17 protein-coding genes are annotated in these 25,679 nt (G+C 51.4%); 7 read left to right on the plus strand and 10 right to left on the minus strand.

All coding sequences use genetic code 11. The features are described 5' to 3' along the window. Positions 1-355: 355 nt before the first annotated feature. The gene (locus tag TX85_RS12830; RefSeq protein ID WP_044479488.1) at positions 356-2,608 is read right to left on the minus strand and encodes an AraC family transcriptional regulator; all 2,253 of its coding nucleotides are present in this window, start codon (positions 2,606-2,608) and stop codon (positions 356-358) included. Positions 2,609-2,777: 169 nt separating this feature from the next. Here TX85_RS12830 and TX85_RS12835 point away from each other — a divergent pair, with 169 nt between their 5' ends. The 6 genes from TX85_RS12835 to TX85_RS12860 all read left to right on the plus strand — a co-directional run bounded on the left by TX85_RS12835 (position 2,778) and on the right by TX85_RS12860 (position 10,103). Then, positions 2,778-3,779: a LacI family DNA-binding transcriptional regulator gene (locus TX85_RS12835; RefSeq protein ID WP_044479489.1), complete on the plus strand. Its 1,002-nt coding sequence runs from the start codon at positions 2,778-2,780 to the stop codon at positions 3,777-3,779. 119 nt (positions 3,780-3,898) lie between these two features. Further along, a complete protein-coding gene (locus tag TX85_RS12840) occupies positions 3,899-5,320 on the plus strand; it encodes a tagaturonate reductase (RefSeq protein ID WP_044479491.1) in 1,422 nt (473 codons plus the stop codon). After that, on the plus strand, positions 5,320-6,807 hold the full coding sequence (locus TX85_RS12845; protein WP_044479492.1) for a UxaA family hydrolase: 1,488 nt from the start codon (positions 5,320-5,322) through the stop codon (positions 6,805-6,807). Before TX85_RS12840 ends, TX85_RS12845 begins: the two co-directional genes overlap by 1 nt. Before the next feature lie 305 nt (positions 6,808-7,112). Next, positions 7,113-8,501, plus strand: coding sequence for a glucuronate isomerase (gene uxaC, locus TX85_RS12850; protein ID WP_044479493.1), 1,389 nt, complete (start codon positions 7,113-7,115; stop codon positions 8,499-8,501). Between the two features lie 23 nt (positions 8,502-8,524). Beyond that, positions 8,525-9,238 (plus strand): rhamnogalacturonan acetylesterase, encoded by a 714-nt coding sequence (locus TX85_RS12855; protein WP_049894920.1) that lies wholly within the window; start codon positions 8,525-8,527, stop codon positions 9,236-9,238. A gap of 1 nt (position 9,239) precedes the next feature. Next, complete coding sequence (locus TX85_RS12860) at positions 9,240-10,103, plus strand: sugar phosphate isomerase/epimerase family protein (protein WP_049894921.1); 864 nt, start codon at positions 9,240-9,242, stop codon at positions 10,101-10,103. Positions 10,104-12,068: 1,965 nt separating this feature from the next. Here the strand turns inward: TX85_RS12860 and TX85_RS12865 are convergent. The 8 genes from TX85_RS12865 to TX85_RS12900 form a co-directional block, all read right to left on the minus strand. Further along, positions 12,069-13,133 (minus strand): Gfo/Idh/MocA family protein, encoded by a 1,065-nt coding sequence (locus TX85_RS12865; protein WP_044479497.1) that lies wholly within the window; start codon positions 13,131-13,133, stop codon positions 12,069-12,071. A 462-nt stretch (positions 13,134-13,595) separates the two neighbouring features. Beyond that, positions 13,596-15,284, minus strand: a complete 1,689-nt coding sequence (locus TX85_RS12870; RefSeq protein WP_044479499.1) for an MGH1-like glycoside hydrolase domain-containing protein — start codon at positions 15,282-15,284, stop codon at positions 13,596-13,598. Positions 15,285-15,371: 87 nt separating this feature from the next. Then, the gene (locus TX85_RS12875; RefSeq protein ID WP_044480054.1) at positions 15,372-16,871 is read right to left on the minus strand and encodes a glycoside hydrolase family 43 protein; all 1,500 of its coding nucleotides are present in this window, start codon (positions 16,869-16,871) and stop codon (positions 15,372-15,374) included. A gap of 41 nt (positions 16,872-16,912) precedes the next feature. Further along, complete coding sequence (locus TX85_RS12880) at positions 16,913-17,794, minus strand: carbohydrate ABC transporter permease (RefSeq protein WP_044479500.1); 882 nt, start codon at positions 17,792-17,794, stop codon at positions 16,913-16,915. A gap of 12 nt (positions 17,795-17,806) precedes the next feature. Then, on the minus strand, positions 17,807-18,706 hold the full coding sequence (locus TX85_RS12885; protein WP_044479501.1) for an ABC transporter permease: 900 nt from the start codon (positions 18,704-18,706) through the stop codon (positions 17,807-17,809). A gap of 102 nt (positions 18,707-18,808) precedes the next feature. Further along, positions 18,809-20,467: an extracellular solute-binding protein gene (locus TX85_RS12890; protein ID WP_044479502.1), complete on the minus strand. Its 1,659-nt coding sequence runs from the start codon at positions 20,465-20,467 to the stop codon at positions 18,809-18,811. A 107-nt stretch (positions 20,468-20,574) separates the two neighbouring features. Continuing rightward, entirely contained in the window at positions 20,575-22,239 is a 1,665-nt protein-coding gene (locus TX85_RS12895; RefSeq protein WP_044479504.1) for a response regulator transcription factor, read from the minus strand. Position 22,240: 1 nt separating this feature from the next. After that, positions 22,241-23,974, minus strand: coding sequence for a sensor histidine kinase (locus TX85_RS12900; protein ID WP_044479506.1), 1,734 nt, complete (start codon positions 23,972-23,974; stop codon positions 22,241-22,243). A 370-nt stretch (positions 23,975-24,344) separates the two neighbouring features. Between TX85_RS12900 and TX85_RS12905 the strand changes: the two genes are divergently transcribed. Beyond that, positions 24,345-25,259: an AraC family transcriptional regulator gene (locus tag TX85_RS12905; RefSeq protein ID WP_262362651.1), complete on the plus strand. Its 915-nt coding sequence runs from the start codon at positions 24,345-24,347 to the stop codon at positions 25,257-25,259. A gap of 102 nt (positions 25,260-25,361) precedes the next feature. Here TX85_RS12905 and TX85_RS12910 read toward each other — a convergent pair whose 3' ends face one another. Beyond that, on the minus strand, positions 25,362-25,670 hold the full coding sequence (locus TX85_RS12910) for a DUF6171 family protein (RefSeq protein WP_044479508.1): 309 nt from the start codon (positions 25,668-25,670) through the stop codon (positions 25,362-25,364). Positions 25,671-25,679 lie beyond the last annotated feature (9 nt).

Below are 25,679 nucleotides of genomic sequence, written 5' to 3' on the forward strand. Positions count from 1 at the left end.
TTAGTCACTGCATGGTCTGCATTGTTAGCTATTAAAGTGCGTTCGGCACATACAAATCCGGAATGAAGAGCCTGCGTAATAAGGGCATAAGTGTGAAGTGTTACAAGCTTTCTGTAAGAAAGCTACTTCGGAAGCATTAAGCGAAAGTGTTCGCCTTTGTGAGCGGATTCCTACAATTTCAGATTTTATTTAATCAAAGGAATCCGCGAACAACAGCGATCGTAAGCACACTTCACACGTTGCCCCCAGCACGCAGAATCAATCTTTAGACGGTTTTATACTGCTGCGCACTTGCAGGAGATTGCGCCGAATGGGGTCCCGGTGATAACTTATGGGACAGCCCTTTACCCTTCGCTCAAACGGCTTGCCTCGATTTGCGATACTCGCCGGGCGTCACATGCTCCTTCTTCCGGAAGGAGCGGATAAAGTTTTGCGGCTTATGATACTGCAGTCTCTCCGCGATCTCGCGGATCGTCATATCTGTCTCGACCAGCCATTTTTTCGCCATTTCCAAACGGTAATTCATTAAGTAATCGCTGAAGGTCGTGCCGAATTCTTTTTTGAAAATATTGCTCAGATAGTTGGGATTATAGTGAAGCCTTTCTCCGATTTGCTCCAGCGTCAGCTCCTGGTCATACTCCGACCTCACAATGACCGCGATCTGTTCGGACAGGCTGCGGAATTGCTTGTTCGTCTTATCCTTCATACTCCGAACCATGGGGAAAATAATTTCCTCCACAAGCATGCGTTCAACCTCTTCCGGATTTCTCGTCTCCAGCAACACATGGTACAGCGTGTAATTATCTTGTTTTAACAGCACCTCAATCCCAAGAAGCTGCTCCAACTCGATCAGATTGCTGACGAACCGAACCAGTGCGACCTCGAAATTCAGGGAATTTTTATTCTTCTTCATCATTTCCGCCAGCAGCAAATATAAGGTTCGGCTGACCTGTTCCTCGTCCCCCAGACGAATCGCATCAAACAGCTGGGACTCCAGCTCCATCGGATAATGCAGCATGACAGGCCCTGAGACAACCATCGAAATATCTTCATAAAAAATAATCGATTCTTTTCCCAAATTGAGACGGTGGTGCAGCGCCAGCTTGCTCATTTCACAGGCTTCCTTACTCTCCAGCAAGCTGCTATAGGTTTTACTGAGTCCGATACTGATCGATACCTTCAGATAGTCTCTCGCATTCTTCATGAGAATCGTCGCTTGCTCCAGCAGCTGATGGCGAATTTCCTGCTCGCTTCTGCCTATGAACCGTAATATCGTAGCTTGTGTCTTATCGTTCAGAATGATCGGCAGCATCCGCTGAGACGCGGGAATCTGTTCTTCCACCAGCTTGTTGACGGCCAAGAGCAGGATATCCTTCTTTGAAGCCTCGCGCTCGCCAAGATGATCCAGTTGTATCAGCATCGTGACGAAGACACTGTCGTTCATTTGCCGGTATCCGAGCTGGGGCAATCTGGCTGCCAGTTCATCGGCCGAGACGCGGTTACGGAACAGGTTGGTGATGAGCTGGGTTTCCAGCTGCGGCATTTCCGCCTTCAAAAAGCTTTCCATGCTCTCCTTCTCAGTGACGATGGTATCGATGGATTGGATGATCGTCTCGATTTCATTCTTCGATGCCGCTTGCTCATCTATCGAGAGACTTTTCTTAATCTGTCTGATCGGCCTTGTGAAGAAAATGGCTAGTATATAAGCCACGACCGAGATCAGGAGCATCAACACAGCACTCATCGTAATGATCCCGAATTTGGTCAGCTTCAAAGCCCCCGAGATCTCCTGCTGATCGAGCAGGGTCACATAAATCCAGTTATTATAATCAGATACAGCATAGATCAGCTTGGCCGGCGCCGCATGAGGATCAAGCTCCTTCAGCGATAATATACCGGTCTGCTCTCTTCCCTCTGTAATGGAAGTTAAAATACTTGTAACTTGACCCGGGGTAAGCTGGGCTTCCTCCGGATAGTTCGAATAGATTAATTCGCCCCGCCGGTTTAAAATGAATACACTGCTGTCTTCCCCCGTTTGAATCGCTTGATTCAAGGTTTCCAGCGATATATCGGAGAAGGCAATCGCCTGCTTGTTCTTGGAATAGATCGGCAGGGTATTCACGAATCGGATGCCCGTTTCTGTCTTGATCCAGAACAAGCTCTGGTCTTTATTTTCAACGTATGCTTTAAGAAGCTCATTCTTCTCCTGCCTGCTTAAGGCCGACAGTCTGCCATCTGAAATTTGCCAGTCATGCTTCAAGCTGATCAAGGCATAATTGGCTCGCTCCATGCCGATGGTTGCAATGTAGTTGAGTTGCGAGTTTACATTCCGGTAGGCTATAAAGTCCTGCCCGGTAATCGGGTTGTTGACAGCCTCGCTGAAGGAAGTCGTTGTGCTGTACGTGTCGAATGCATATTCAATTGTCCGGATTTGCTGCTCCAGATTGTTTCGGGTCTGGGAGATAAAATTTTGCTTGCTTCCGGCGATCCGCTCATTCACCGAGCTTACAGTGCTGATATAAATATAACTGGCAAAACTTGCGACCAAACCGGTGCCAAGCACAAGAATCGGGATGAAAATCTTATAGAACAACCTTCCTTTACGCATCCATGCCGCTCCTTTAATTTTAATCACTTCTATTATAGCGCTTTCATAAGTCGAGAGACAATGATAATTTTCACGTGTGCAATTTAGTTTTCCCTTGACTAAAAAGGGAATTTAGCACTACAATGAAATCGTTAAAGTCATATCATTTCTCCGTAAAAGAAGAGGTCCTATGGTAACGATTAAAGATATCGCAAAGGTTGCCGGTGTCTCTCATACCACCGTATCCCGGGCATTGAACGGCAATCCGCTGATCAAGAAGGAGACGCGGGACCGGATTGAGAAGATTGCGGCTGATTTGAACTATGTGCCCAATTTCAATGCCAAAAGTCTGGTGATGAAAAAATCGTATACGATCGGGCTGTTTTTCTCAAGCATTGACCAGGGAACCTCCGCCAGCTTCCTCGTGGATGTCATTAAAGGCATCAATCACGTACTGGATGAAAACTACAGCTTAACCGTGCATGGAATTGACAGCATCAAGCACCTTGACGGCATTTCTCCCCAACGGTTCGACGGTATTATCGTCATGAGCCAGAGCGATAAGGATAACGACTTCATTTATCATGTCAAAAGAGCGGGGATTCCGCTTGTTGTGCTGAACCGCCATCTGGAGGACCCGGGCATCATGAACGTGGTATCCGATGACAAGGGAGGCGTCCGTGAGGCTGTGGAATATGCGATTGCCCAGGGACACCGGAGACTGGCCATGATTGAAGGACGAACCGGATTTAAATCCACTACGGAACGAAAGCAAGGCTTTCTTGACGCCCTGCTTGCTCACAGCCTGGCTTCCACATCCGATTACTTCGTGAGCGGAGACTACAGCATCGAGAGCGGCTATCAAATGATGAACGCCCTGCTTGCCCTGCCGGTACCGCCGACATTCGTATTTTGCGCTAACGATGATATGGCCATTGGCGCTATGAATGCCTGTTATGCCGCCGAGGTGCTGATCCCGGGTCAACTTTCACTGATCGGATTTGACGACATCGTATTCGCCAAATATACCAATCCGGCACTGACCACGGTCCGCAGGCCCATCGTGGACATCAGCGAGCTGGGTACCCATAAGCTGATCCAGCTCATGCAGAATCCGCAAGCAGAGCCTGAGCAATCGCTGGTCAAGACAGAATTAATGATCCGCAGCACGGTATCAACAGTAGAGGCTTGATTCTCTGTCAGAATCAGCGCATGCAATCCTGTTAAAAAAAGAGCGTCCCTCTTTTTTTATATAAAAATGTTCACGTGTGCATTAATCCATTTCATTAAGCGAAGGAGCGAAAACCAAGTATGACTCAACAGCTTTCAAGAACCGCGTATCCTGATTTGCCCGCCTATCCTGAACGCATGATTCAGTTCGGAGAAGGAAATTTTATGCGTGCTTTTGTCGACTGGCAGCTTCAGCAAATGAACAATAAGGGACTGTTCCAGGGCAGTGCTGTCCTGGTGCAGCCTCTCGATCAAGGACTCGGAGACATGCTGACAGAGCAGGATTGTCTGTATACGGTTCTGTTAAACGGCATTCTGGATCAAGAAACCGTCAACAGCCGGGAAATCATTACAAGCGTCAGCCGAATTATTAATCCTTACCGGAACTATGAAGCTTTCCTGGCACTCGCAGAAGCCGACGACCTGGAGTTTATTACCTCCAATACGACTGAGGCCGGCATTGCGTATCACCCCGATGACAAACGGGACAGCGTTCCGCACAAGAGCTTCCCGGCCAAGCTGACCGCCCTGCTACTTCGCCGTTTTGAGCTGGGCAAGAAGGGCTTCATCATCATCCCGTGCGAGCTGATTGACCGGAATGGCGAGAAGCTTCGCGAGATCGTCCTCCGCTATGCCGAGGAATGGCAGGCCGGGGAGGCCTTTATTACATGGGTCAAGGAAGAAAATACATTCTGCTGCAGTCTGGTAGACCGCATTGTCCCGGGCTATCCGAGAGACAAAGCCAAGGAACTGGAGCAAGAGCTGGGATATCTCGACAAGCTGATGGTTACTGCGGAGCCGTTCCTGTTCTGGGTGATTGAAGGTCCGGCTGAAGTGAAAGAGCGCCTGCCGCTGGCGCAAGCCGGGCTTAATGTGGTTGTCACTCCGGATATGACGCCTTATCGCGAACGGAAGGTGCACCTGCTGAACGGCCCGCATACCGCCATGGTATCTCTAGGCTTGCTGGCGGGACTCGTCACCGTCGAAGACGTCATGAATGATCCTGCCTTCTCTAAATTTGTAGATGTTCAGATGAAGCAGGAATTGCTGCCGATGCTCGATCTGCCCGAGCAGGAGTTGCTTCAATATGCGGAAGCGGTACAGGAGCGCTTTAAGAATCCGTTCATCCGTCATGAGTTGACTTCTATTTATCTGAACAGTATTTCCAAATTCAAGACCCGCCTTCTGCCTGTATTGATCCGTTATCAACGGGAGCGCAGCCAACTGCCGAGGCTGACCGTACTGGCCTTTGCCGCATTGCTGTTCGGCTATCAAGGCGGACGCCTTCCGCGTCAAGACGGTCCGGAGGTGCTCGCTGCATTCGATCAAGCTGCTGCCAAGCCTGAGAGCTTCCTGAGCGATATCTTAAGCGATGCCAGTCTTTGGGGAGAGGATCTGACGGGAATTCCAGGACTGGTAGAACAACTGCGGGCTGATCTCAAGCAATTGGAAACGGCAGGAAGCCGGAGTGCACTGCAGCAAGTGATAGGAGGAGAAAGCTAATGCGCAGCCTGATGAAAATGAACGCCCGGGACAATGTAGCAGTCGCCCTGCGTGCAATTACGGCAGGAGAACAGCTTGCTCTCGACGGAAGCACCGTCGAGGCCAGCATGGATATTCCCCGCGGCCATAAAATTGCCTTATCCTCCTTCAACCAAGGAGATATCATCGTCAAGTATGGATATCCGATCGGCCATGCCACGGCATCTATTCAAAAAGGCGAGCATATCCATACTCATAATTTGAAGACAAATTTATCCGGTGAGGAATCGTATGAATACGTTCCTGACCTCCACCCGGTCATTTATCCGAAGCGGGATTTGACCTTTGACGGATATCGCCGCAAGAACGGCAAGGTCGGCATTCGCAATGACCTGTTCATCGTCCCTACTGTAGGCTGTGTGAACGGGATTGCCGAAATGATGATCAGCGAATTCAAGAACGCGCACCCGGACCAGACTTCATTCGATAATATTACCGTGCTCAAGCATCCTTATGGCTGCTCCCAGCTTGGGGATGACCACCGCATGACCCGCAGCATTCTGCTTGACGCGGTTAATCATCCGAATGCCGGCGGTGTGCTTGTGTTCGGGCTCGGCTGTGAGAATAATATCGTCTCCGAGTTTAAAAGCCTGCTCGGCGAATACGATGAAGCCCGGATTAAATTCCTGGTCGCACAAGAAGTTGGCAACGAGCTGGAGGCCGGACTTGCCTTGCTCGACGAAATTTATGAAGCAGCCCGGAATGATGTCCGCGAGCCCGTGCCCCTGAGCGAGCTGAACGTGGGGCTGAAATGCGGCGGATCGGACGGCTTCTCCGGAATTACAGCTAATCCGCTGCTGGGCGCCTTCTCCGATTTCCTGATCTCGCAGGGCGGCACTACCGTGCTCACCGAGGTGCCTGAAATGTTCGGCGCCGAGAAGATGCTGATGGCACGTGCAGAGAATAAAGAAGTATTCGAGGACATTGTCTCGCTCATCAATAACTTCAAGCAGTACTTCTTGTCCTATGGCGAGCCGGTCTACGAGAACCCTTCTCCGGGGAATAAAGCGGGAGGCATCAGTTCCCTTGAGGATAAATCGCTGGGTTGTACGCAAAAGGCAGGAACCGCTCCGGTCGTTGACGTACTGCAATATGGCGAGAAGCTTCGCAAAAAGGGCTTGAGTCTACTGCAAGCTCCAGGCAATGACCTGGTTGCTTCCTCGGCGCTTGGTGCAGCCGATTGCCAATTGGTGCTGTTCACGACCGGCAGAGGAACACCGTTTGGCAGCTTCGTTCCAACCGTCAAGGTTGCCACGAATAATGAGCTGTATGAGAACAAGAAGCACTGGATGGATTTCAACGCCGGACCGCTGCTGGAGACACCTATGGAAGAAGTGCTTGAGCAATTTATTGAATACATTATAGCCGTTGCGAGCGGGCAGCCAACCCGAAATGAACAGAACGATGTGCGGGAATTAGCTATTTTCAAAACAGGAGTTACTTTATAAAAGTTGAACTTATAAATATAAGCTGCAGACAGCCTAGACTATAAAGTTGAACTAAAGAAGTTACGTAGAAGGGCATAAGTGTGAAGTGTTACAAGCTTTCTGAAAGAAAGCTACTTCGGAAGCATTAAGCGTCAGCGTTCGTCTTTGAGAGCGGATTTCTACCCTAGCTGGTTTATTTTAATCGTGAAATCCGCGAACAACAGCGATCGTAAGTACACTTCACACGTTGCCCCTAACGTACAAAGTATTAGTTCAACTTTATAGTCATCCAAAACCATATCCCATTTAAAGGAGTCTGACACGACATGTTCTTGAATGATAACTTTCTACTATCTACTGACATTGCCCAAGCCTTATTCCATAAGCATGCTTCGCTAATGCCGATTATCGACTATCACTGCCATCTGGATCCGCAAGAGATTTATGAAAACAAACCGTTTCGCAATTTGACCGAGGCCTGGCTTGCGGGAGACCACTACAAGTGGCGGTTGATGCGGGCTAACGGGATTCCGGAGTCCCATATTACCGGAGACGCTTCGGATTACGACAAGTTCCTTGCCTGGGCTGATACCGTACCCAGAACGATCGGCAATCCGCTGTATACCTGGACTCACCTGGAGCTCCGCCGCTTCTTCGGCATTGATAAGCCGCTGAACCGGGAAACGGCGCCGGAGATTTGGAATGAAGTTAATCAGCAACTGGCTTCCGAACCGTTCAAGCGCCGCAATATTATCAAGAATTCAAACGTCAAGCTGGTCTGCACCACAGATGACCCTGTAGATTCACTGCAGTATCATCAGCGGCTGGCTGCAGAAGAGAAGGATTTTCGTGTCCTCCCAACGTTCCGCCCAGACAAGGCGCTGAATATTGATGCTCCCGGCTATGGAGACTGGCTAAAGCGGTTGGAGTCGGCGGCCGGTCAGCCGATTCATTCCTTTGCCGATTTGACGGCGGCACTGAAGAATCGGGTCGGCTATTTCCATGATCACGGCTGCCGGCTCTCTGATCATGCGCTCGATGTGCTGCGCTATGAAGCAGGAGATGCGGATACTGTGGAGGCTATTTTCCGAAAAAGACAGAATGGCGAGACGCTGACCACTGCTGAAGTGACCATATACCGCACTGAACTGCTCTCCACGCTCATCAGCTTCTATCGTGAGTTTGACTGGACGATGCAGCTTCATATTCATGCTTACCGCAACAACAATACCTTGATGTTCAAGCAACTTGGTCCGGACACCGGATACGATGCGCTCAATGATCTGCCGATTACGGAAGCGCTCTCGAAGCTGCTTGACCGCGCGGAGAGCGGAAGCGGCCTGCCTAAGACGATTCTGTACTCGCTGAATTCGAAGGATTACCCTGCCCTGCTCACACTAATGGGCTGCTATCAGAAGGAAACGCCTGGCAAGCTGCAGCTAGGCTCAGGCTGGTGGTATAACGATACTCGCAGCGGCATGCGCAAGCAGCTTGAGCTGTTCGCGGAGCATAGCCTGCTCGCAGGCTTCGTCGGAATGCTGACGGATTCCCGCAGCTTCCTCTCTTATACCCGCCATGAGTATTTCCGTCGCGTGCTATGCGAGCTGATCGGCGAATGGGTAGAGCGCGGCGAAGCTCCAGACGATGAAGCCCTGCTTGGACAAATGGTCGAAGATATTTCCTACCGGAATGCCGCTGGCTATTTCGGGTTCTAACAAAGCGAAAAGGAAGCATGATGATGAAGCGAACCTTGTTCATTGCCGGCGATTCCACAGCGGCGCTCAAAGGCGCCTCCGAGAAACCGATGACCGGCTGGGGAGAATATTTGCAGGGTCATTTCAATTCTTCTATAAAAGTTAAGAACTGCGCAATTAACGGCCGCAGCACCAAGTCCTTCCTGAACGAAGGACGGCTTGAGGCCATTGAACGTGAACTGCAGGCTGGGGACTACCTGTTTATCCAGTTCGGACACAATGATGGCAAGCAGGAGGATCCCGCGCGATATGCCGATCCGGTCCGCGAATATCCGGGCAATTTATCTCGTTTTATAGAGTTAGCACGAAGCCGCGACGCGACTCCTGTCCTGCTGACCTCGGTCAGCCGCCGGAAGTTTCTACCGGACGGGACGCTGGATCCGCTGGCAGTCGCCGAATATCCGGAGGTCATGCGCCAGGTCGCCCGGACTACAGGGACGATACTATTGGATATTTTTGCAGCATCTCAGCATTTGTACCGTCAGCTTGGTGAAGAGGCCTCCCGCAGGCTGCTTATGCATTTGCCGCCTGGCGCCCATCCTAATTACCCGGATGGCATTCAGGATGACACGCATTTTTCGGAGGAAGGAGCTTGCCAAATCGCCGAGCTGGTCGTAGCAGAGATTCGCTATGCCGATGCGCTCTCTGTTCTGGCTGCCGAGCTTCGACAAGTCGATGATAAAGGGGGAAATGACTAAGATGAATCAGCGTCCATCAGCCTCTTATCCTCCGCTTCATTTAGGCGTTCGTGCTCATGATTTCGGGGTTCTTCCCCTAGAGGAGCTGCTGGCCAGGGTGAAGCATTATGGCTTTACCCATGTCCAGCTCGCCGTTCGCAAGTCCTTTCCGGACAGCGTCCCCAACGTGGAGGGATTAAGCCCGGGCACCGCCCAGTATTTCGGAAATGCCTTCCGGAGGGCTGGCATCCATATTACCGTATTGGGCTGTTACGTTAATATTATCGCCCCCGATCCGGTTCAGAGGGCGGAAGCGCTGGATAGCTTCGCTGCCCATCTAAGGCTGGCTCGTGATTTTGGGGCAAGTCTGGTGGGCACTGAAACCGGCAGTGTCGGGGCTGGATACACAAAGGACAATTTTACCGTGGAAGCTTATCAGGCGGTTGTCCGTGCTGTGCGGACAATGGTGGATGAAGCCGAACGCTTCGGGGCTACAGTAGGAATTGAGGCAGGACAGAATCATCCGCTTCATTCCGCTCCATTGGCACGCAAGCTGCTGGAGGCCATTCCCTCCAACAATCTTCAGATTATTCTTGATTGCGCGAATCTGATGTCTCCGGATAACAGCGCGCGTCAGGCCGAGGTGGTTGCCGAGGCCCTGAAGTTGCTTGGTAACCGGATCGCAGTCGTTCATCTCAAGGATTATAAGCTCGACAACGGCAAAATCGTTATTGTTCCCCCCGGTCAAGGCGAGTTGGATTTTAGGCCGATCCTGCGTTACATGAAGTATGAGCGGCCGCACATTCATGGCATTCTGGAAAGCACGCCGGAGAGCCATATGGCAGACAGCATCGCTTATCTTAAGCAGCTGTATGAAGAAGTATAGACTGTAGCGTGGATACCATTCGGCACAAGTTCCTGCGAGAGCGCAGCTACGGCCAATATAAAACCAACCAATGATTTTGCCGCGTGCCGGAGGGCAACGTGTGAAGTATGCTTACGATCGCTGTTGTTCGCGGATTCCTTTGATTGAGTAAAATCTGAAATGGTAGGAATCCACTCGCAAAGGCGAACACTTACGCTTAATGCTTCCGAAGTAGCTTTCTTACAGAAAGCTTTTAACACTTCACACTTATGCCCTTATTACGCGGGTTCTTTGGTTCGGCTTTATAGTGCTGATTGCATCGCACTCTCTCTATGACACAGATACTCAAAGCAGGTAAATAGGCAACGCCGCATCATCATTGGAGATGCCCCAATATCAACAATCCCGCAGAGCAAGGGGTATTCCAGTAGATTCTTGCAAAATACCGACCATTTACGCATGAGTACACCTCGCACCGAGCGCAGCTTCCAGCACGCGGTGTTTCGCAGCATGACGGGATCGGTCGATGGCATGAAAATACGATCATACGCATCCAGTGAAAAAAGTTACCTTAAATTCAGGTGAAATAGCGGAAATGCGGATATAGTGAAATTCTTTCGCTTAAAAATGACTAAAACGTGGGGTTGGCTAGTTACTGGCGATCTAAGGTAAGTTTTTTCACTAAAGGTGGGTTCGAGCATCGAACGAAGATTTTAAGGGAAGTAATTTCACTAAATCGCGACCGGATGAGCATGAGCAGAAGAATGAGACGCTCATATCGTCCTATAGGGTGATTGAAGTTCGGAGCAAGACCTAGAATGCCAGTGGAGGAGTAAAGTTCGGAGAAAAACTTCCGTACTGGCAGGACAGACGAAGTTTCGGTGCAAGGCCGGAGCATCGTGAAGCGGAGCTGCAACTTTAGGCGCGGTAGGTCATTGATGTCGTGCATATTCTATCGCGCAAGCTGCCATTCTGCAAAGGCCGACGAAGTGCGTATACGCACATCTCGCATCAGCATCATACAGATCTCACACCGCGCGAAGCTCCCAATGCGCGGCGTGAGATTTGTATGACGATGGCTAATCGCCCCCATGCAAATACGTATCACACGCATGTAGTGAAAAAAGTTACTCTAAATTTAGGTGAAATGGTGGAAATACGGATATAGTGAAATTCTTTCGCTTAAAGTTGGCTAAACCGTGGTTTTAACTAGTTACTGACGATCTAAGGTAAGTTTTTTCACTAAATGTGAGTTCGTGCGTCGAATGAAGATTTTAAGGGAAGTAATTTCACTAAATCGCGACCCGACGAGCATGAGCAAAATGAGGTGCTCATATCGTCTTGTAGGGTGATTGAAGTTCGGAACAAGACTGGAATACCTAGTCAAATAACGAAGTTCCGCGTTCCGCACAAGTCCGAAGCAACGTATAACCGGGCGCAACTCCAGGCGCCAGTGTTCCATTGGCTATGCGTAAAGTGAATCGCACAGGCTTCCATTTGTGATGCCTAGCCTAAGGAGAGCCTGGCAGCAAGGGGGAAGTTGGGAGGAGGCTTACGCGGAGTATCCTGCCTGCAGGCCACAGGTGGCCAGCTTACTGTAATGCAACATGTGGCGCAGTCATGGTGCAATCTCACGTATCAGTTAAACTGCAAAGGCGAAGTAGTTAGGGCATAAGTGTGAAGTGTGCTGAAGTAAAAGCTTTCTGAAAGAAAGCTACTTCAGGAGCATATGCTCGGAGCGTTCGCCTTTGTGAACGGATTTCTACCTTGTTAGAACTTAGTCCAATCATAGAAATCCGTGAACAACAGCGATCGTAGGCATACTTCACACGTTGCACCTTAATGCGCCCTCTAATGTTTAACTGTCTTCTGTTATTGCACATTTTGCCTGTGCTGCTACTGCACACTTCCCTGCTATTACGCTCAAGCAGTAAAAGAGGGTGCCCCGATCATCTGCGATGACTTACGGGACACCCTCCACATAAATTAGTATTGATCAAAGTCTCTGATGGTCTCGCCGGTACGGCCGCCTTCAAAGATCGCCTCGATCAGGTTCAGCACGCGAAGCACCTGATCGTTCTTGACGATCGGCTCAGCTTTGCCGTCGAGGACATCCGCAAAGTTGTCATAGAAGCTGGAAGGCTGACGGAAAGGCTCCGGCAATACGCCCGTAATCGTCGCTTCCTCCGATGGCGGAGCCATCGTCTTGGTCAGGCCCACACCTGCCTGAATAGGCTTCGGTTCCACATGCTCCACCTCGCGGTTACGAGTAACCGTCCGGCCGGTCATCGACCAATCCTCGATAATTCCGGTGCCTTCGGTTCCCTTCACATACCACCGTGGAAGTGTAATAAAGTTCGTTGTGCCGACTTCAATCAGATAGGAGATCCCATTCTCGAATTGAATCGTCGCTTCAAAGCCATCGTCTACTTCATCACCCAGAATAAAGCTTAATCTGCTGCTTACGCTCGTTATTTTGCTGTCGATCATGAACAGCGCCTGATCCAGCAAGTGCACGCCCCAGTCGAGCAGCATGCCGCCGCCATGCACTTCCATGTGGCGCCAGTCACCCGGGATGCCGTTCGCTCCGTGCACTCTCGACTCGATCCGGAACAAATCCCCGATCGACTTCTGATCGTACATTTGCTTGATAATCAGAAAATCATCGTCCCAACGGCGGTTTTGATGCACCATCAGCACCTTGCCCGCTTCCTCGGCTGCCGCTGTCATTTCCTCAAACTCGCTCACATTCATCGTCACCGGCTTTTCACAGATGACATTCTTACCGGATGCGAAGGCACGCACCGCAATTTCCTTATGAGAGTCGTTCGGTGTGGCAATCACGATGGATTCCACCGTTTTGTCCTCCAATACCGCTTCCAGACTTGGGTATGCCCGGTACCCGTCCTGCGTAGATGCCTCAGCGCGAACAGAATCTATATCATAGGTTCCTACAACCTTGACGCGCTCGTTATCCTTAATCAATTTTGCATGGTAGCTTCCCATGCCGCCGTAGCCGATAATGACCACAGAATGACTGTTTTGATGCATCTGTCCAATACCCCTTCCAAATGTCCAAAATCCAATTCTGACAATTCGTCCATCGATGATACAGCTTCATTGTACATCAATTTGATTCTAGCACAAGTACCGACAAGATTCTCTATGTGAATGCGACAATATTCCATAAATCATGTCGTGCAGAATGCTGTACGAACGGCTTGTTCGCCATGAATCCATATCAAAAAAGCCGCCATCGGTCCGTAAGGCTACCGGCTTGGCGACTTAAATGAATCAGTAGTGCAGTTTACCGCTTTTTAGAAGGAACATTCTTTTCGCCGTAATGTTCAGCGCTGATTCGTCGGAGCAAGCCCCCTTCAATAACATCTATCAACCAATGCGGTTGCACGGATCCGTAGCCTTAGATCAATAAGTTACAGACAGACGCTCCGCTTAGAGTTCAATCCTCATGATTGGCGAGTTTTTGCTATAACCCCGTGAACAAGCAATCCGCTATCGATACGTCGGCATAACAATGCCTATATCGCTCAACGTCTCGAAGCCGTCGCCTGTAAAAGCAAGCTGCTCGTTTCCTTTGACTGAAAACGGATAGCCCTTTCCTTCGACCTGCACCGTCCCCTCCACATGACTCGCGATCATTCCGATGATCTTAATGAGCTGCCCATTACGATCCGTCACCACTCTTGTACCGTACGGAAACTGAATACGGGCTTCCCCGTCGCAGTAAATCGCTGAGCCTTGACGCGTGTTAACCAGTTCGAAGTTCATCCCGTCAACGATTCGAGTATAAGCCGTTTCGTTCGAAACCTCCTCCCCATGATCCATCGGATATGGAACAAGTCCGGTGAACCATAGTTCACCGTCCGGTGTCGGCAGGATCCCGCACATGCGCTCCACAAAATCAAGTAAGCAAAGAATCGATGGAGAGTAAGTATCCGTGAAGCCCTCCTCTCCTGTCCAAGGACTTAGAGTCTGCGAGAAGCGTGTCATTCTCGCCATTGCTGACATGATCGGCTGCATCAGCCATGTCAATTCTACATATCTGCCGTGATACTCGAAAGCATGAGGCGTTCGGATTAGCGTCAGAAAATTCGTCGGCCCTGCCCAGCTATTGTAAGCGGAGGACGGATCGAAACGCGGATCATCCATTGCCAACGAGGTTAAAGGGTATTTGGCGAAGAATTTGCTCGTATTAAGTAAATAGCGCCTAAGCGCCTTGTCAAATAGCGCGCGATCCCCGGCCTCACAAGCCAGGACCCTGAGCAGGACATCAGACTGGACACGAACGAACTCCCCATTCCGATCCACATCATAGAAAAATTCGTCGTTCTGATCGAAGCAGTGCCTGAACAGGCTTTTCTCGCTCAGTAAAGCCTTGGCCTCCCATGCCGCACCCTCCGCCTCCGCTCCCAACTCCCGAGCCATCCGGGCCAAATATTTTCGCTGGCAATATACATTGGCCGTCAAATCAGGCGCCAAAAACGGCAGGACGGGCGAGCTCGGATCATACTGCCGGGCATCGTCCAAATGAGCGGAATCGGGAACATGCCAGAAGCGCGGCGACAGATCATGTCCCGTGTCGAATGTACAGAAGGCCTCGACGCTGCCAGTGCCCCTCGTATTCCGGTACCTGGCAAGCCAGTCATCAAACCGGGTCATGGCGGTGTACATTTCCTTCAGGAAGACCTTATTTTTTGCGTTGCTATCTTTGCTGCTCTCCCTTCCATTCACCTTAAAATGATTCCACACGCTTCTGGCCAGCGGAGTCACCATCTGGATTTGTCTATAGGCCGGTCCCTGCTCGGTCACTTTATACGGCATCTGGCCATCATCCCGTTGATGCTCAGCGAACAATCGGAACGTGGCCTCCGCCACGCTGGGCACGAACCGCGAGAGCAGTTCAGCGTTGATCGTTCCCGTGCTCTCCAGCCAGGTGCCCGGATAGTCCCCGCCTTCCCGCAGAACGGGAACGACGCCACGGGCTGGGGCGATGCAGTCCAGCAGCTTGCGGACCGCGGAGAAATAGACTTCCTCGAATCGCTGCGAGGAGGACGCAAACTTCACACCAGAATGCAGCCACTCCGCAATTACCGAACTATGATAAGCTTGCTTGGATTCCCCGATCAGCGCCGCTGGATCCATCTTCCGCAGCCTTGTCAATAAGCTCTCGTTCAATCTCATCAGCCTCTTTGCAATATAGTCAACCTAATACACTCAATTCCCGGCCCTGCTAACAAAGCCTTATGTGTACGTTTATACGTACTTTGTTCACATGTCCGCTTGCTCGCCCGGGCCATCGTGCTCGTACCGGAATCCGTGAAAATCGGCCCGGCCACCCTTCTCTCCGGTCGTATAGCTAAACACCCCGACTCTCGCTCCCTTCCAGAAACCTGCGCTCATAAGGCACTCGCCGCCTAGCGGGATGAACTTTATCCCATCCAGGCTGAAGAAGAAGCTGGTCTCGCCCGATAAATCGATATGACTCTTCAGCCAGACCGTTTCGCCCGCAAGCCGCGGACCGTGAAACACTGTTCCACCTGTAACCGCTTGAAGATAATTGCCGCCTTCCTCTGTCACAACGCCGATCCAGTTCTCTTCCCGGGCGCAGAGAAAGGCCAAGCCGGCTCGCTGCCCCGGATTCATATGCAGGACGCTGAGCTCGGTACATACGATGCCTTTGCTTCCGATCAGCTTCTGGGTCAAAGTGTTCCTCGCCTGCAGAAGCTCCGGCGCCGGCATCGCCTTCAGCCGCAAATACCCCGGCCTTTCGCGCAATGACCAGCCGTCATTGACCTGATTATGGTTCCACTGCCACTGCAGTCCAAGCTCCGGCCCTTCAAATGTATCCGAGGTCTGCAGCAGCCGCACCGGATGATGCCCGGCGACGGACGGCTTCGCATACACGGCCACGGGCTCTCCAGCCGCGCCAATGACGGGCCAATCGTCCACCCACTCCACGGGCTGCAGATGGCATACCCTTCCGATCGCTCCCGCGCTCTGGAAGTGCATGAACCACGTCTCCCCGCTGTCCAGCTCTACCAATGCTCCCTGGTGCGGACCGTTGATATCGGTCGCTCCCTTCTGCAGGACGACCCGGCGTTCATACGGTCCATAAATATCCCTGGCGCGAAGCACCGTTTGCCAGCCGATCTCTACGCCGCCCTCGGGAATCACCAAATAGTAATACCCGTTTCTCTTGTATATTTTCGTTCCTTCGGCAATTTTGCCTACATAGACGATAACGCCGTCATCCAGCAGCGTCCTGCCGTCCGCGCTCATGCGATGAATAATAATCGGGCCGGCGCCAACGGTGCTGTGACCCAGATAGGCATGGCCGTCGTCATCCCAGAAGGGACAAGGATCCTCCCAGCCAGCGACGCGCTTCACTTCATGAAGCGGACTCCAGGGGCCGGCCGGATCACGAGCCGTGCTCATGTACAGCCCCTCATCCGGCGTGCAGAAATACACATAGAACAGCCCGTTGTGATAACGGAGCGCGGGGGCCCAGCTTCCTTTGGCATAAGCTCGCATGTCGTCATACGCCGGATCGATATCCAGCCGTTCGTATACTTTGCCGATAATCGACCAGTTGATTAAATCCTGTGAATGCAGCACCGGCATGCCCATAAAATGAAAATCCGAGCACACCATATAAAAATCATCGCCCACGCGGATAACGTCCGGATCGGAAAAATCCGCATTCAGCACGGGATTACGATAATAGCCGTTGCCAAGATCTCCCCATGCAGGCATAATCATTCGGTTCATATTCACTCTTTTCCCCCCCTTTTCCGTAACAAGCCTCAGTCTTATCCCTTCACGCTCCCAAGCACTAGCCCCTTCATAAAATATTTCTGCAGAAACGGGTAGATGATCAATACCGGGAAGGCCGCCAGGAACACCTGCGCCGATTTAAATGTCCGGTTCGAAATCTCCGACATATCGAGCAGCTCATTGGAGCTGACGATGCTCGGGTCCACCTCAATGATGATCGTCTGCAAATAGCTCTGCAGCGGATAGTTGGAAGGCGAGTTCATGTAGATCAGCCCGTCAAACCAGGAGTTCCAGTGCCCTACGAGAACAAACAGCGAGATCGTCGCCAAGGCCGGCTTCGAAAGCGGACAATAGATGCTCCACAGCACGCGCCAGTGGCCGGCCCCATCGATATAAGCCGCTTCCTCGATTTCTTTGGGCAGGTTGCGGAAGAAATTCATCAGCAGAATGACATTGAATACGGGTACGGCGCCAGGCAGTACGAGCGCCCAGATCGTATCCAGCAGCCCCAAGGACTTGATCGTCATATAGGTCGGAATCAGCCCGCCGTGGAACAGCATCGTAATGATGAAGAACCAGGCATACACGTTCCGCATCCCGAGCGCCTTTTTCTCCTTAGATAGCGGATAGGCGATCGAAATGGTAATAAGCATGTTGACGATGTAGCCGAGCAGCACTCGCTTGCCCGAAACGAAAAATCCGGTTAGAAATTCATTTTTGGTCAGCGCGTATTTATACGAGGCGACCGTAAAATCAACAGGCCACAGCTTGACATACCCGGCAGCGGCGGCGCTGCTGGAGCTGAAGGAAATGGCGAGCACGTTGATTAACGGCAGAATACATACAATGGCCGTAACGGTTAGCAGAATATAGTTGAACGTCAGAAATAATTTTCGGCTGATTGATGTTTTGTGCATGCCTTCTCCCTCCTAAAAAACCCTGTATCCGGCGTATTTGTTAGCCAGCTTGTTGGACAGGACGATTAAGACGAAGGAGATCAGCGATTTGAACAAGCCAACCGCCGTCGCCACGCCGTATTGCGCGTCCACGAGACCGATCCGGTACACTAGCGTATCAATGATATCCCCTGTGCTGTACACCATAGGGCTGTACAGGTTGAACACCTGCTCAAAGCCCGCATTAAGCACATTCCCCAAGCTGAGCACGGTCATCAGGGTAATGATCGGCAGCATGCCGGGCAGCGTAATGTGAAACATCTGCTTCCAGCGGTTCGCGCCATCCATGGTCGCCGCTTCATACAGGCTCTGATCGATCCCCGTCAAGGCGGCCAAATATACGATTGTTCCGTAGCCGAAGGTTTTCCAGGTATCTGTCAGGACGAGCGTATAAGGGAACCACTTATCATCCCCCAGGAAAAAGATCGGCTTGATGCCGAACACACCCAGGAATTCATTCACGATTCCGCTCGAAGGAGACAATATATCGATCAGAATCCCGCCCAGGATAACCCAGGACAAGAAGTAAGGAAAATAAATAACCGTCTGGATCGTACGTTTGAAAAAAGCCCCCGCCAGCTCATTGAGCAGCAACGCAAATATAATCGGGACGATCAGTCCCGCGATAATTTTCAATACGGCGATAAATATGGTGTTCCATAGTACGCTCGTGAAGTTCGGCATGTCCAGCATATAGCGGAAATTGTCGAACCCGATCCATTTAGAGTTGAAAATCCCCTTGGAAGGAACAAATTTTTGAAAAGCAATCACCGTCCCCATAATCGGGACATAGCTAAAAATAACCGTTAAAATAATGCCGGGTAAAATCATCAGATGCAGAGGGATTTCCTGCAGTTTTTTCTTTATTCCCATTGCGGCTCCTCCATTCATAGCCATGCTTACAATAAAAAGGGAAAATAGAGTTGCCCCTTTCTTCCCTTTTCATCGTTCTCTTATCCAATCTGAGCCAAACTTTTATTTGTTCTTCTCAGCCCATTCGTTGACTTCCTTTGTAATCTGTTCTCCGCCAAGCTTCTTCCAGTCTTCTGTGAACTTATCGAAATTATCCAGAGACTGTCCCATGATAATTTTGGTGAATACCTCTTCCTCCATCTTCTGCAGGGTGGCGAGCTTCTCCACCATCGTCGGCGTCGGCGCCCCGTAGAAGGCATCGAAAATGTAGTTGTCCTCCTGAACATAATGATCGATCACGTCGAAGCTGCTTGGCGAACCGAATACGCGTTCCGTTCCCCAGTTCGCTCTGTTGCCGCCCCGATAATCGACGATTCGATCATAGTAGCCCTTCTCCTCCACGGACAGCTGAGACGGGTCGTTCGTCTCCAGAGCCGTCATCGTATTCAAGTGCGCGTTCAGGTTTTTCTTGGCCGGATCGGCGCTAATCAAGCTGTACAGATAGACCGGAATGTTCGTATCGGTAATCCCGAATTTGCTGTTCTCCTGTGCGGCTTCCGGATCATAGCCCTGCATGCTGAAGTTCAGCAGCTTGATGATCGCCTCCGGATGCTTGCTGTCCTTGCTCACCCCGTAGTATCTCGTAATCGGCATTTTGCCGATCGGAGTAGCCTTCTTGTCATTCACGGATACGAGCGGCAAAGCCTTCCACTCAGCCTTCGGATCATTGTCGACATTCTGCTGAATGATGGACAGCGGAGCGGACATGGAGCCATAGAACATGCCTGCCTTGCCGCTCGCCACCGATTCGGTGACCTTGGCGCGGTCCTTTACACCAAACTCCCGATCCAGCACGCCTTTGGCATACAAATCCTGAAGTTGCACGAGCGCATCCTTCACGTCGGGCTGAATGCTTCCGTATACGAGCTGGCCCGATTCGTCCTTCACCCATTTCCCCGGATTCACATGATAACCGGAGAAGAATCCCGACGTACCGAAATGAGCATCCGTTAAAAAGGTTTTGGTCAATGCCAGGCCGAACGTATCGTCCTTGCCATTGCCGTCCGGGTCATTTTTTGTAAACGCTTCCGCAATGGCGAGCACATCCTGCATCGTTTGCGGCTCAGGGAGCCCGAGCTTCTCCAGCCAGTCGGTACGAACGTATAATATCGGCAGTCCGTCTACCGCGGAGGATGTGTGAGGAATGGCCATCAATCTGCCGCCGATCTTGGCCGTGTTGAAGCTGGCTTCATCCTGCAGCATGATTTCCTTCGTAATGGGCGATGCGTATTTCTCGAACAAATCCGTCAAGTCGTACAGCATGTCGTTCTCCGCCAGGTCAGTCAGCTGCTTGTTCTTCAGCCACATAATATCGGGCAAATCACCGGAGGCGATCGACACGTTCATTTTCTGGTCAAACTGCTCGACGGGAACCGTCCAGACATACTTCAAATTAATACCGAGATCGCTCAAATAAGTGCGGGTATAAATATTGTCCTCAATCGTATCGTTGTTCTCATACTTGTACGTTGATTCGGTGTAGCGCCATGCCGTAATGTCCACGGGCGGATCATACTTCGCCATCAAATCCGTATCGGTCTTGGCCGGATCCGGGGCGGCTGCCGGCGAGCCGGCTTCCTTCGCGCCTCCGCAGGCTGTGAGCAGCATGAGACCTGCCAAGCATAAAATTACCGATTTTTTCACTGTTCTTCTCTTTTTCATATGAACCTCCCTGATAACTGTAAGTGGTATAGGGCCCTTATAGATTTAATGTTAGATTTGAAATCGCTCTCATTCAATATTCATCTCTTGACATTTGAATCAGCTGTTTACCTGTTGATTATAGAGGCTCGGTATTCTTGAGGCGTCATATGGGTCGCCTTGCGGAAGGAGCGCGTAAAATTCGTGGCCGTGCCGTAGCCGACCAGCTCCGCGACATCCTGGATCTTGACGTCCGGGTTCTCCAGCAGCCGTTTGGCCTTTGCCATGCGGGCCGCTGAGATATATTCGGACAGATTCTGGCCGGTCACCTGCTTGAACAGACGGGAAAGGTAAGATGGGTTAAAAAAGACCAACTCCGCCAGCCGGACCAGCGATATCTCGTCGGGATCATGCAGATGATCCTGGACATGCTTCTGAATAATGGTGATGACGTCCTTTGCCCGTCTCTCCTCCTCCTGGCTTTGAAGCTTGAACAGCATGTCCCCGACATGGAGCAAATAGTCGAATGCTTGCTGCCAGGATTCATGCTCCCCCGGCTGCATCAGCTTGTGCAGGCCGATCCGGGTCGCCGCCGTTTCCACAAGCTTCCAGCGATTCATATACGATAGATATACGAGCCCGATGGAATAGTACAGCTCCTGGGCCGGAACATGGTGCATGCTGTCGATGTCGGCCAGCGTTGCCGCGCATTCGAGCAGGATAGCTCTGAATTCGTTCCGTTGCCCGTGCTCCAGCTGATCGGCAAGCACACTCAGCTTGGCATGGCGCAGCAAGGGCCTCGAGCGCAGTCCGTCCCCCGGCGGCTGAAGCTCCTGCTCGATCATCTGCTTATCGAGAAGCAGCATGCCGCAGCCCTGCCCGATCCGGTAATTCATCAGCATATTCAGCGTCGAGAATCGCTCCGCCACATCCGCCCACCTCGCCGCGCTGTCGTCCAGCACGAACGAAAGCACCTCGCGAAGGGACTCGCGGCAGGCTGACTGGATCAGCTCCAGATTCCCCTTGATGAATGTCAGCGCCCGCTCCCAGCCGTCAGCTCCGCCGCTTTCCGGAAGAGGCTGGATCAGCCAGACGGGATCCATGTTCTCCGTAACGGCGTCAACGAACAAGACGCGGGCGGATAAATATTGACTGGCGATAAGCCTGATCCGATATAGCTGTCTGGATTTCGTCGCATAGCTTAGCCCGCCGGCGAAGCTGTTGACCCTGCCCAGCATAATGAGCACAGGACGGTCTGCGCGCAGTGGAATTGCCAGTTCATCAAACTGCTTCTGATGGATCTCCTGCACGCCGAGCTGCTCGTTCAAAATTCCTTTGACGTAGTCTTTTTGCTGCAATTCCCTTGTCGCGTCAAGCTGCTCCTGCGCCTTCTGGAGCAACGCCTCGGCCTTCAGTTCCGTCTCGATATCCATGGCTGCCTGCTCGACCATTTGAATCACTTTTTCATACCCTTCGGTCTTTAATAGATAGCTCACGCCCTCATACCGGAAGGCCGAGTAAATATAGGAGAATTCATTATGTCCCGTCAGAAAAATGACCCTGCAGCTAGGCCATCTCTCCCTGATTTTGTCCAGCAGCTCAAGTCCGCTGAGGCCCGGCATCCGGATATCCGTAAGCACGATATCGAAGCGCGTCCGGTCGAACAACCGCACCGCCTCATCACCGGAATAGGCCTTGTAAACATCCAGCTCCAGCTGGGGCAAATTCGACAGCACCTCATACAATCCGTCCGCTATAATCATTTCGTCATCGACGACTAAAAGTCTGTACATCTTACATCCCTCCATCCGAAATCACGATTCGAATCGTCGCTTTTAATCCGCCCAACTCGCTTCGCTCCATATATAATCCACTGTTCTGTCCAAACTTCAGGCGGATTCTCTGGTGTATATTGAGCAGCCCTGTCGTCTCCGTCTCATCCGGACGCGACAGGCTCTCGTTCAGAGCACGGATCTGCTCATCCGTCAGTTCCTCGCCATTATCCTCCACGATCAGCAGCAGCTCACTGCCATCCTTTGTGATGTGCACTCTTAATATGCCGTTCGCACTTTTCTTCTCCAGCCCGTACTTGAAGGCGTTCTCAATAATCGGCTGGAGAATCAGTCTTGGCACCATGATATGGCCTACATACTCTGGCAAATCGCCGAACTCAATCCGGTTTCGCTTCGCAAACCGCATCGCCTGGATTTCGGAATACACCTTCGCATGGTTTACCTCTCTCCCCAGCAGCACCTCATCGGAATCGCCTCGCGTAATGAATTGGAAGTACTCCCCAAGCTGATTCGTGAATCGCTCAAGATTGTCGTAGTCCCCCAAGCGCGTCATCGTATTGAGAATGAAGAAGCTGTTGTAGAGAAAATGCGGGTTGATCTGGGACTGCAGTTGCATCAGCTCGGCCTTATGCGTTAATAGCTGCTGCTTGTACACCTGATCGATCAAGGACTTCAGATTTTCCAGCATGGCGTTAAACCGTGTATAGATATACTGGAACTCATCATTGAAATCATGGTCGATCTGCTCATTGAAATCGCCGTGCTCAACTTTGCGGAAAGCCTTGACCAGCTTATACAGCGGCTTGTGAATATACTTATAGACATAAAGGGAATACACGACGATGATGGCAAAAGATACGAGCAGCAGCAGCACGAACCAGCTTCGGTATTTCTCGAGCGGCTGGAACACGGCCTGAACCGGAACGTATTTGCTGAGCACCGCCCCGAAGAATTGCGAGTAGCTGTACACGGCCAAATACTGCTTGTCCGTAATGGTCACGGTCTGGGCCGTATTGGGGTCGACGTCGCTTAACATTTGCGAAGCGGCCGCAAGGTCGAAGTGGGTGTCATGGCTGGTCGTGATCTCAAACTGCGAGCTTTTAAATACCAATCCCTCCCCCGGGGAGTTGACCATCTTCTTCAAATTTTCCTTGAGCTTGTCTTTGGATATTTCGATAACCACGATAAAGAGCGGCCACTTCTTGCTCTCCGGTGTTACAAAAGGATAGGAGGCGCTCAAATAGGTTTTGCCGTTCATATTGATCAGCTTCGAATCCAAGGATAGCGGAATATTCTTGAATTCGGAAAATTCCTGCGGATCGAGCGAGGAGATCGATAAAGCGGATACATTTTTCTGGATCGCCGGAATATGGGCGTATACATCGACGATACAGGAGCTGCTGTTGCGTATCGCATTCAGCCGTTGCTGCAGACGTAAGATGCTCTGCATTTTCTCAATATCATTCATCGATTCGGGGATAGAGCCCAGCGCGTTCAGATTATCATCGCTCAAAACATCGTACTGCAGCGTTTGAATTCGTTTGAATTCCTCCTCCAGGCCGCTGTAGTACTGAGATACCTGTGAGATCATCGATTTGGAGATTTCATCCTTCAGCGTGCGGACCCCCCAGTTATAAATGATCATGCTAAGGAGATAAAGCGGAAGCAGAATGCAAATAAACGAGAGGATCAGCCTTTTGAGTACGTTTTTTTTCCATGGATGATTCAGATTCATATTCTCCCTCCCCACCAAAATAGAAAAGAGCCTTCGCTGCAGGGAAGTGTTCCCTACCGAAGGCCAATGAGCTTATAACGGCAATCTTTATGCCTGCTTCTCCGCAGTATCCTCCTCCAGCCGCGAGAAGACGGCTTGCTGAACCATGCGCCGCCGTGCAAAGTATCCAATTTACATAGGGTTAAAATCTATGGTAAGGCTTTCATTCGAGGCGGAACAGGGTCAAACCTTACGACAAAATGGGCAAAACGGACGCCCAGCGTCCAGATTGCCCTAATGCCGTATGATATAATAAAGCTACCATTTTAAAGCAGATGAGGTTCCGATCGTGATGGACTATACCGGCACACCTAACACCATGGATTGCATCATGTCTCCGGATATTCAGGCCGCCTTCCGCATTTATGCCACCCACTGGCGCAAGGTCAACGCTGCCTGGCGTTATCCTGTGCATCAGCACCGCACGTTTGAGCTCAACATCGTGCTGGAATCCGAGCAGCATATGACGGTTGCCGGCCGCTCCTTCCTGCAGCAAACCGGGGACATCCTGTTTATCCGTCCCGGCGTGGAGCATTCCAGCCAGGGCTCCGGCGGGCCGGAGGGAATGACGTATTACGCCCTTAATTTTGATATCGATGATTCATCCCTAAGACGCTCCCTCATGATGGCCGATTCGACTATTCTTACGGGAGATACCGCAGAAATAGCGGATGTTCGGCAGGCGCTGAACGATTTCATCCATTCTACGATTTCAGGTGAACCGAATACGCATCGCCAGCGCCTTAATGCGCTTCGTGCCTCGCTTCGGCTGCTCACCGCTCTTAGTGGCTGGGCATTATCGGAGCTGCCCGATAACCCGCCGGCATACGAGCCAAGCCCGCCCGAGAACGCGATTCTGCTCGCCAATGCCATTGAAAAGCACCTTGAGGAGCTTGTATACGCTTCAGCAGCTGGCGGTGAAGGGAGGCCCGGCATTGAGGACATTGCCGCGAAGCTGGGGTACAGCCCCGCCCACTGTAACCGCGTGTTCCGGCAGGTCTACGGCAAATCGCCGCGCCAGTATCTGTCGGGGCTGATTATCCGCCAGGCCAAGCTGCTGCTGCTGAATTACAGCCTGTCCGTGGAGGTAATCGCCCTGCGCCTCGGCTACCGGGACGCCTCTCATTTCAGCAAGCAGTTTAAACGCTGGACCGGCATCTCCCCGCAGGGCTATCGCAAGCTCAACCATCCCGACCGCCGGGAGATTGATGCCGAGCAGCATTATCGCGACAATCCGTTTATATAAAGTTACCATCCTATGAGTTCGGATTTGTGCACATTCTTGCTTAGTCAATTGGAGAACGAAGCAGTTGCAGGGCGCCTCCTTGGTTAACTCAGACTCAGTTGCTCATTCTGCAACAGTTGCCACAGAGCCGCCGGGTGCTTGACCTATCAGCTTGCCCCAGCGTCCTCCTCCAGGCAAAGGGCAAGCCCGCTCCTTCAACCAGGCGACCACCGGGATGATGCAGCCGCAAGCCGTACAGGTTACACCGTCCGATAGCTTGGGACAAGTGCTGCACAGCTGCAGCCTTTCCTGATACTGCTGCGCGTCGACTCTTCGCTCCGGAGCAAAGGCCGAGGTCCGCAAGATGCGCTGCATCTGCGCCTCTGTTACTTTGTAATCATCCCGGCAGGCTTTGCATGTATTGTCCGCCATGACAACGTT

This window comes from Paenibacillus antibioticophila (genome assembly GCF_000455265.1).
Taxonomy (GTDB): domain Bacteria; phylum Bacillota; class Bacilli; order Paenibacillales; family Paenibacillaceae; genus Fontibacillus; species Fontibacillus antibioticophila.

What these genes read in the sequence shown, in the direction of transcription:
- TX85_RS12870 (WP_044479499.1), bottom strand. Translation starts at nt 15,284, where the DNA reads ATGAGATTGAACGAGAGCTTATTGACAAGGCTGCGGAAGATGGATCCA.
- TX85_RS12895 (WP_044479504.1), bottom strand. Translation starts at nt 22,239, where the DNA reads ATGTACAGACTTTTAGTCGTCGATGACGAAATGATTATAGCGGACGGA.
- TX85_RS12885 (WP_044479501.1), bottom strand. Translation starts at nt 18,706, where the DNA reads ATGGGAATAAAGAAAAAACTGCAGGAAATCCCTCTGCATCTGATGATT.
- TX85_RS12865 (WP_044479497.1), bottom strand. Translation starts at nt 13,133, where the DNA reads ATGCATCAAAACAGTCATTCTGTGGTCATTATCGGCTACGGCGGCATG.
- TX85_RS12860 (WP_049894921.1), top strand. Translation starts at nt 9,240, where the DNA reads ATGAATCAGCGTCCATCAGCCTCTTATCCTCCGCTTCATTTAGGCGTT.
- TX85_RS12890 (WP_044479502.1), bottom strand. Translation starts at nt 20,467, where the DNA reads ATGAAAAAGAGAAGAACAGTGAAAAAATCGGTAATTTTATGCTTGGCA.
- TX85_RS12880 (WP_044479500.1), bottom strand. Translation starts at nt 17,794, where the DNA reads ATGCACAAAACATCAATCAGCCGAAAATTATTTCTGACGTTCAACTAT.
- TX85_RS12835 (WP_044479489.1), top strand. Translation starts at nt 2,778, where the DNA reads ATGGTAACGATTAAAGATATCGCAAAGGTTGCCGGTGTCTCTCATACC.
- TX85_RS12855 (WP_049894920.1), top strand. Translation starts at nt 8,525, where the DNA reads ATGAAGCGAACCTTGTTCATTGCCGGCGATTCCACAGCGGCGCTCAAA.
- TX85_RS12905 (WP_262362651.1), top strand. Translation starts at nt 24,345, where the DNA reads ATGTCTCCGGATATTCAGGCCGCCTTCCGCATTTATGCCACCCACTGG.
- TX85_RS12910 (WP_044479508.1), bottom strand. Translation starts at nt 25,670, where the DNA reads ATGGCGGACAATACATGCAAAGCCTGCCGGGATGATTACAAAGTAACA.
- TX85_RS12900 (WP_044479506.1), bottom strand. Translation starts at nt 23,974, where the DNA reads ATGAATCTGAATCATCCATGGAAAAAAAACGTACTCAAAAGGCTGATC.
- TX85_RS12875 (WP_044480054.1), bottom strand. Translation starts at nt 16,871, where the DNA reads ATGAACCGAATGATTATGCCTGCATGGGGAGATCTTGGCAACGGCTAT.
- TX85_RS12830 (WP_044479488.1), bottom strand. Translation starts at nt 2,608, where the DNA reads ATGCGTAAAGGAAGGTTGTTCTATAAGATTTTCATCCCGATTCTTGTG.
- TX85_RS12840 (WP_044479491.1), top strand. Translation starts at nt 3,899, where the DNA reads ATGACTCAACAGCTTTCAAGAACCGCGTATCCTGATTTGCCCGCCTAT.
- uxaC (WP_044479493.1), top strand. Translation starts at nt 7,113, where the DNA reads ATGTTCTTGAATGATAACTTTCTACTATCTACTGACATTGCCCAAGCC.
- TX85_RS12845 (WP_044479492.1), top strand. Translation starts at nt 5,320, where the DNA reads ATGCGCAGCCTGATGAAAATGAACGCCCGGGACAATGTAGCAGTCGCC.